Origin of the sequence: Desulfovibrio litoralis DSM 11393, from assembly GCF_900143255.1 — a bacterium.
Classification (GTDB): domain Bacteria; phylum Desulfobacterota; class Desulfovibrionia; order Desulfovibrionales; family Desulfovibrionaceae; genus Frigididesulfovibrio_A; species Frigididesulfovibrio_A litoralis.
Window position 1 is genome coordinate 44,842 of sequence record NZ_FRDI01000002.1, and the last position, 9,247, is coordinate 54,088.

The 9,247-nt window shown below is 39.5% G+C and carries 2 protein-coding genes and 1 pseudogene; all 3 read left to right on the forward strand.

Features of this window, described 5'->3' with window-relative positions; genetic code table 11:
* Nucleotides 1-344: 344 nt before the first annotated feature.
* Nucleotides 345-4,439, forward strand: a pseudogene (rpoB, locus tag BT999_RS00240) (DNA-directed RNA polymerase subunit beta); the annotation flags it as partial.
* Nucleotides 4,440-4,677: 238 nt separating this feature from the next.
* Complete coding sequence (locus BT999_RS12455; RefSeq protein ID WP_178139288.1) at nucleotides 4,678-4,851, forward strand: hypothetical protein; 174 nt, start codon at nucleotides 4,678-4,680, stop codon at nucleotides 4,849-4,851.
* Between the two features lie 316 nt (nucleotides 4,852-5,167).
* Nucleotides 5,168-9,247: DNA-directed RNA polymerase subunit beta' (rpoC, locus tag BT999_RS00245; RefSeq protein WP_072695323.1), on the forward strand; the 4,080-nt coding region annotated here is incomplete at its 3' end.

Genomic DNA, 9,247 nt, shown 5'->3' on the forward strand with positions numbered 1-9,247 from the left:
TTAAGCCTGTTTCCTCTTAGTGGCATTTTTTTGTTTATGTGGATTGTTTTGGTTTTTTAAGTTTCTGTTTTTTTATAATTTAAACCGGTGAAATAAAAAATTTATGTTTATCTTTTGTAGCGGTAATAAAAAATAGCCGTCATTTCTGTTCAAATCTGTCCAAAGTTTCAATTTTTCTAGTCTTTGTTTTTGTGTCAATAAAAAAACATAAACCTTAAACCTTAGTTAAGTTTTATATATAATAATGTAGTAGTGTTGTTTTGACCTTTTGGTCTTTTGTCTTTGACAAGCTGCTATTATAAAGTAACCCTATAGAGATTTATTCCCACCCAGAGGTAACAAACATGGGCCAACTCAGTAAAAGATTCGGCAAAATCGATGTAACCCTCCCGATTCCTCACCTGTTAAATCTACAGGTTGATTCTTATATAAAGTTTTTACAGCTCAATGAAGCGGAGAGAGTTCCCGACGAAGGGCTTGAAGGCGTTTTTCGCTCTGTTTTTCCTATAGAAGATTTTAACCGAACAGCTAGTTTGGAATATGTCAGCTATGAGATAAGCGAGCCGAAATATGATCAAGATGAGTGTATTTCCAAGGGCTTAACCTATGAATCTCCTATTCGTATTAAAGTGCGTTTAGTGGTTTATGATGTTGACGAAGCTTCGGGAAATCGTTCTATCAGAGATATTAAAGAACAAGATATTTATTTTGGAACTGTGCCTTTAATGACTGATAAGGGAACTTTTATCATTAACGGAACAGAAAGAGTTATAGTTAACCAGCTTCAACGTTCTCCGGGAATTATCTTTGAACATGATTCCGGGCGTACTCACTCTTCCAAAAAGGTACTCTATTCTTCTCGCATAATTCCTATGCGTGGTTCTTGGCTTGATTTTGACTTTGACCACAAAGACATTCTTTATGTGCGTATAGACCGTCGTCGTAAAATGCCTGCTACTATCTTATTTAAAGCTATGGGCATGACTAAAGACGATATTTTAAACTATTTTTATCGCAAAGAATATTATACGCTTGATATGAGCGGTAGAGTCTTTTTAGAGATTAACGAAAATCTTTATCGCAAAGAAAATAGTTTTGCTGATATTGCTGACTCTAAAGGTAATGTTATTTTAAAAGCCGGTCGTCCAATCAATAAACGTGCTTGGAGACAAATGCTTGAAGCCGGTGTTACCCAAATAGAGGTTGCTCCTGAATATGTAGAAGGTCTTTTCCTTGCCGAAGATATTATTGAACCAAATACGGGTGAAGTGCTTGCCGAATCTACCGACGAGCTTAGCTCTGCGTTGATGACTCGCTTACATGAGCTTGGAATAAACCGTATTCCCGTTCTTTATACCAACGGACCTGATACTTCTTCTTCTTTGCGTGATACTTTGGTACTTGATAAAACAACAGACGTCGAAGCTGCTCAAATTGAAATTTTCCGTCGCTTGCGACCTTCTTCTCCGCCTACTCCTGAAGTTGCGGCGAGTTATTTTGACAACCTTTTCAGAAATGGCGATTATTATGACCTTTCTCCGGTTGGACGCTATAAACTTAATCAGCGTTTAGGTCTTGACGAGCCTCTTACTTTGCGTGTTTTGACTGATAACGATATTTTACAAGCAATCAAAATCTTAATGCACCTTAAAGATACTCATGGCCCTGCTGATGATATTGACCATCTGGGCAACCGCCGTGTTCGTCCTGTTGGTGAGTTGGTAGAAAACCAATATCGCATAGGTCTTGTGCGTATGGAACGTGCAATAAAAGAGCGTATGAGTTTGCAAGAAGTTGCTACACTCATGCCCCATGACTTAATTAACCCTAAGCCTGTTGCCGCCGTACTTAAAGAGTTTTTTGGAACTTCTCAGCTTTCACAGTTTATGGATCAAACCAACTCACTGTCAGAAGTTACCCATAAACGCCGTCTTTCTGCCTTAGGGCCGGGCGGTCTTACTCGTGAAAGAGCCGGTTTTGAGGTTCGAGACGTTCATACTTCTCACTATGGGCGTATTTGTCCTATTGAAACACCGGAAGGTCCGAACATTGGTCTTATCGTTTCTTTAACCACTTATGCAAAAGTTAACGATTTCGGTTTTATTGAAACCCCTTATCGTGTGGTACAAGAAAACCAAATTACCGATGAAATTCGTTATCTTGACGCTTCGAGTGAACAGGGCGAAGTAATCGCACAGGCGAACGCCGTAGTTGATACAGAAGGCAATCTTTCTGATTCTTATGTTACAACTCGTGTGCGTGGCGATGTTTTGATGAGTCCTAAAGAAGATGTTTCTTTAATGGATATTTCTCCGTCTCAAATGGTTTCTATTTCCGCTGCTTTGATTCCGTTTTTGGAACATGATGATGCAAACCGTGCACTCATGGGTTCTAACATGCAACGTCAGGCTGTTCCTCTTTTACGTAGTTGTAAGCCTATTATCGGAACGGGTATGGAAGGCGAAGTCGCTAGAGACTCTGGTGCTTGTATTATTGCTGAAGATGATGGTGTTGTGCGTTATTCCGATGCAAACCGTATTATCGTAAGCTATAATAACACTGATATTGCACCCAATAGCGGTGGGGTTAAAGCTTATAATTTACAAAAATATCATAAATCAAACCAAAACTCTTGTTTTGGACAAAAACCTGTTTGCCTCCCCGGTCAGGTAGTTAAAAAAGGTACTGTTCTGGCTGATGGCCCCGGTATTGATACCGGAGACTTGGCGTTGGGTAAAAACCTAACTGTTGCGTTTATGCCATGGTGCGGATATAACTTTGAAGACTCTATTTTGATTTCTGAAAAATGCGTTAGTGATGACGTATTTACTAGTGTTCATATAGAAGAATTTGAAGTTGTTGCCCGTGATACCAAGCTTGGACCTGAGGAAATTACCAGAGATATTCCAAACGTAAGCGAAGAAATGCTTAAAGACCTTGATGCGTCTGGTGTTATTCGTATTGGTGCCAACGTTAAACCCGATAATATTCTTGTTGGAAAAATTACTCCAAAAGGCGAAACTCAACTATCTCCCGAAGAAAAATTGTTAAGAGCAATATTCGGTGATAAAGCTAGAGATGTAAAAAATACTTCTCTTAAAGTTCCGCCGGGAATAGAAGGAACCGTTCTTGCGGTTAAAGTGTTTAATCGTCGTTCAAGTGAAAAAGACGAACGTACGGTTCTGATTGAAAATTCAGAATTGACAATGCTTGATGAAAAAGAAAAAGACCATGTTAAAGCCCTTGGTCAAACCACCAGAGAAAAAATATATGCCTTGTGTTTGGATAAACAGCTTAATACGACCTTAACCGGTAAGAAAAAAGGCGAAGTTATCGCAGAAGAAGGTGCTGTTGCGACTACTGAAATCTTAGATCAAGTTCCGCTTAAAAAGTTAGCAAATGTTTTCCGTAGCCGTGAAGTCAATGATGCAATTGCCGAATTTCTTTTGGAATATGACAAGCAAGTTGATTATATTCATAATATTTATGAAGTAAAACGTGAAAAAGCCGTTGAGGGCGATGATTTACCTCCGGGCGTTATCAAAATGGTTAAGGTTTATATTGCGGTAAAACGTAAACTTAACGTTGGTGATAAAATGGCGGGGCGCCATGGTAACAAAGGTGTTGTTTCTTGTATCTTGCCGATAGAAGATATGCCTTTCTTTGCTGATGGTCGCACAGTAGATATAGTTCTTAACCCGCTTGGTGTTCCTTCTCGTATGAATATTGGTCAGATTATGGAAACCCACCTTGGTTGGGCGGCTAAAGAGCTTGGCGGTCAATTATACGATATGCTTAAGAAAAATCTTCAAGATGTGCGAGCTGAGGTAAAGAGTGTTTTTGACTCACCTTCCGTTTCCAAACTTGTTGATGCTATGAGCGACGAAGAGTTTGTTGCAAGCGTTAAGAAAATGAAAGACGGTATTGTTGTGCATACACCGGTTTTTGACGGAGCCAACGAAGATGAAATCTGGGGTTGGTTGCGTAAAGCGGGCTTGCCTGATGATGGAAAAACAAATCTTTATGACGGTCGTACCGGAGAAGCCTTTGCTAACCGTGTTACCACCGGGGTTATGTATATTCTTAAATTGCACCACTTGGTTGATGAAAAAATCCATGCTCGTTCAACCGGACCTTACTCTCTAGTTACTCAACAACCTCTGGGCGGTAAAGCACAGTTTGGTGGTCAGAGACTCGGAGAGATGGAAGTTTGGGCGTTGGAAGCTTATGGAGCGTCTTACCTCTTGCAAGAATTCTTAACCGTTAAGTCTGATGACGTTTCAGGGCGTGTTAAGATGTATGAAAAAATCGTTAAAGGCGATAACTTCCTTGAAGCCGGGTTACCTGAGTCATTTAACGTATTGGTTAAAGAACTTATGTCTCTTGGTTTAGATGTTACTTTACATCAAGAAGAGGGTAAAAAACGTCCTAAACGCTTGTCTGTTTTTGGTGATGGTCATTACGAAACAATTCGTCGTCCTGAACAAATTATTGATAGAGGCGATTTAGATCGCAGTATGGACAGAGATGACGATGATGATGACGATGATTTGGAAAGCTTAGTATTTAATCAATATGAAGACGACTCCGATGAAGACGACAAAACCAGTCGTGATTCTGATGGTTATGACTTTGACGGAGGTTCTTCTCACAATTCAAATGAAGAGGACGATGAAGATGAATAAGGTTTTTGCATATCTTAAAAATGTTTTAATCTTGAGTGTTGTTTTATCGTTTGTGGTGCTTTCCGCTTGTGCCGGTTCAAAAGAACAAAGTAGTCCAGAAGTAAAAGCACAAGGTCAATTTGAAGGTGCCGGCGGTTACTCTTCCGGTTCAAATAATTCAAAATAATGGTTTTTAGTGAGCTTATAAATAATAAAATTATAAGCTCACTTTTGAAATTTTTTATATAAAAAAGCTGATGCTTTAAAGTTGTGTTCAGACCTTTAAAGCCACTCGTTGAAAAATTCACGGTGAGCTAAGCAGTTTTTTAACTGGTTCTGACAAAAGCACAACCGAGGGTTGTGGCTTATATGCAAAAGAAAAAAGATAACAATACTATAGAGTTATTTTGTTTAAAACCTTGTTTGTAAAACAAAGTTTTTGTGGCTCTATAGAAAACATATATAATACCTCTTCCTAATTTTTTGAGGTATCAGGAGTAAAAATGAGTCTTGATGATCTTTTTACCACACATGCTGCCAGTGCCAGCGTTAGTAATATAAAAAACTTAACCGCAATTCAAATTTCTATTGCTTCCCCCGAGTCTATTCGTGAATGGTCTTTTGGTGAAGTTAAAAAACCGGAAACCATTAACTATCGTACCTTTAAGCCGGAAAGAGACGGGCTTTTTTGTGCAAAGATTTTTGGACCGGTAAAAGACTACGAGTGTAACTGCGGTAAATATAAACGCATGAAACACCGTGGAATTGTTTGTGAAAAATGTGGTGTTGAAGTTATTGCCTCTAAAGTTCGTCGTGAACGTATGGGACATATCGAACTTGCCGCTCCGGTTGCACATATTTGGTTTTTAAAAACTTTGCCTTCTAAAATCGGTACTTTGCTTGATATGACGATGGCAGACTTGGAAAAAGTTTTATACTTTGACTCCTTTATCGTTTTAGAGCCGGGTACAACCGGTTTTCAACGCCTTCAGGTTATTAGCGAAGACCAATATTTTCAAGCCCTCGACAGTTATGGTGAAGAAGCCATGGTTGTTGGAATGGGTGCTGAAGCTATTCGTTCTTTGCTTGAAGAGCTTGACCTTGAAAAACTTAAAGTTGAATTACGTGAAGAGTCTCAATCTACTCGTTCTCAAACTCGTAAGAAAAAATTAACTAAACGTTTAAAAATAGTTGAAGCTTTTTTAGAGTCAAATAACAAACCCGAGTGGATGATTTTAGAAGTTATTCCGATTATTCCACCGGAACTGCGTCCGCTTGTGCCTTTAGATGGCGGTCGTTTTGCTACTTCTGATTTAAACGATTTATATCGCCGTGTTATTAACCGTAACAATCGTCTAAAGCGTTTAATGGAATTAGGTGCTCCGGAAATTATTATTCGTAACGAAAAACGTATGTTGCAAGAAGCGGTTGATGCCCTTTTTGATAACGGTCGTCGTGGTCGTGCGATTACGGGAACAAATGGTCGTCCTTTAAAATCTTTATCAGATATGATTAAAGGTAAACAAGGGCGTTTTCGTCAAAACCTTTTGGGTAAACGTGTTGACTATTCCGGGCGTTCAGTAATTGTTGTTGGACCAAATTTAAAATTACACCAATGCGGTTTACCAAAGAAAATGGCGTTAGAGCTGTTTAAACCCTTTATTTATGCCAAACTTGAAGAAAGAGGACTCGCCTCAACCATTAAAAGTGCTAAAAAAATGGTGGAACGTGAAGAGTTAGCTGTTTGGGATATTCTCGAAGAGGTAGTACGTGAGTATCCAATCATGCTTAACCGTGCTCCGACTCTCCACAGACTCGGTATCCAAGCCTTTGAACCTTTACTTGTTGAAGGAAAGGCCATTCGTCTTCACCCCTTAGTTTGTTCTGCTTACAACGCTGACTTTGACGGCGACCAAATGGCTGTTCACTTGCCTTTATCTATCGAAGCACAGGTTGAGTGTCGTGTTTTAATGATGAGTACAAACAACATTCTTTCACCTGCTAACGGTGCACCGGTTATTGTACCTTCTCAAGATATTGTTTTGGGTCTTTATTATATGACGGTTGATCGTGATTTCCAACCGGGCGAAGGCATGACTTTTTGTGCCCCTTGGGAAGTTATTGCGGCTTATGATGCACAATCAGTTCATTTACATGCGAAAATAAAAGTGCGTATGACTAATGAACAAGGTCAACCTGTTTTGGTTGAAACTACTCCCGGGCGTATTTTGGTTGGTGATATTTTGCCAAGCGGCGTACCTTTTAGCCTTGTAAACTGTACTTTAACCAAAAAGAATATAGCTCGTTTAGTTGGTTCTGCTTATCGTGATGCCGGAACTAAAGCCGCTGTATTGCTTTGCGACCGTTTAAAAGATATTGGTTACGAATATGCAACCAGAGCCGGTATAACCATTGGGGTTAAAGATTTAAAAATCCCTGATGAAAAGAAAACAATTATTACCAACTCTACTAACGAAGTTGATAATATCGAAAGTCAATATCGTGATGGTATTATTACCAGAACGGAAAAATATAACAAAGTTATTGACGTATGGACAAAGGCAACTCAAGACGTTTCCAATGCCATGCAAAAAGCTATTTCAACAGATGAAATTAAAGATCCAAAAACCGGAGTGGTTAAAACTAACCCATCGTTTAACTCTATTTATATGATGTCAAATTCCGGTGCTAGAGGTAACCAAGACCAAATGCGTCAGCTTGCCGGTATGCGTGGTCTTATGGCAAAACCTTCCGGTGAAATTATTGAAACTCCGATTATTTCTTGTTTCCGCGAAGGCTTAGACGTATTACAATACTTTAACTCTACCCACGGTGCTCGTAAAGGTCTTGCCGATACGGCTCTTAAAACCGCTAACTCAGGTTATTTGACTCGTCGTTTGGTTGACGTTGTTCAAGACGTTATTGTTAGCGAACTTGATTGCGGTACTGTTGACGGTCTTGATATGACCCACCTTATTAAAGGTGGAGAAATTAAGATGCGTCTTGCGGAACGTGTTGTTGGTCGTGTTCTTTTATATCCTGTTCAACACCCTGAAAAAGATGAAGAGTTGTTCCCTGCCAATACTCTGATTACTGATCAGATAGCAGAACAGATTGACGTATTGGGAATCAACTCGGTTACTGTCAGATCGACTTTGGCTTGTCAGTCAAAACGAGGTATTTGCTCACGTTGTTACGGACGAGATCTTGCTCGCGGACACCTTGTAAATATTGGTGAAACCGTCGGTATTATTGCTGCTCAATCTATCGGTGAACCAGGAACTCAGTTGACCATGCGTACCTTCCACATCGGGGGAACGGCGTCTCGTGAAATTGAACGTTCAAGCCATATCGCTCAACATAACGGACGCGTTATTGTTTCACGCTTAAAATCTGTTACTAACAAAGACGGACAAACTTATGTTCTTGGTAAAAGCGGACAAATCAATATTGTTGATGATCAGGGACGTGAAAGAGAAAAATATATCTTGCCTAACGGCTCTCGCTTAAACGTAAAAGACGGTCAAGAAGTTAAAAAAGGAGACTTGCTCGCTGAGTGGGATCCATTTAACGAACCGTTTATTTCTGATGTTAACGGTATTGTTTCGTTTAACGATATTATCGAAGGAAGAACAGTACAAGAAAGAATAGACGACGCAACCCGTATGTCTACCTTATCTATTATTGAATATCGTAGCACAAGCTTTAAACCACAAGTATTTCTTTGTGATGAAAACGGAACGTCAATAATTCGTCCGGGAACAAACCTTCCCGCAAGCTATAACTTGCCTGTTGGTGCGATTATCATGGTTAAAAACGGACAACAAATTGCCGCCGGTGATATTATTGCTCGTAAACCTCGTGAATCTTCCAAAACAAAAGATATTGTTGGTGGTTTGCCGCGTGTTGCCGAATTGTTTGAAGCTCGCAAACCTAAAGATATTGCTGTTGTTTCAGAAATTGACGGAATTGCCAGCTTTGCCGGAGACAGTAAAGGAAAACGTAAAGTTACCATTACCCCTGAGGTTGGTGAGGCTAAAGATTATCTGATTCCAAGAGGAAAACATATTACTGTTGCTGATGGTGATTTTGTTGAAGCAGGAGAAATGCTCACCGAAGGTCAACCAGAGTTGCATGACATTCTTAAAACCAAAGGCGAAAAGCATCTTGCAAACTATTTGGTTGAAGAAATTCAAGAAGTTTATCGTTTCCAAGGTGTTAATATAGATGATAAACATATTGAAGTTATTGTGCGTCAGATGATTAAAAAACTGACCGTGCTTGATCCGGGTGATACTTCTTTCCTTGCCGGCGAACAAGTTGATAAGCAAGAGTTTAAACTTGAAAATCAAAAGGTTATTGCTAACGGTGGAAGACCTGCGATTGCCGAGTCTTTGGTTTTAGGTATTACTCAAGCTTCTTTAACCACATCTTCGTTTATTTCTGCGGCTTCTTTCCAAGAAACAACCAAGGTTCTTACAGAAGCGGCCTTAAAATCAAAATCTGATAAACTCAGAGGTCTAAAAGAAAACGTTATTGTCGGTCGTTTAATTCCTGCGGGAACAGGTTATCGTGAATATGTA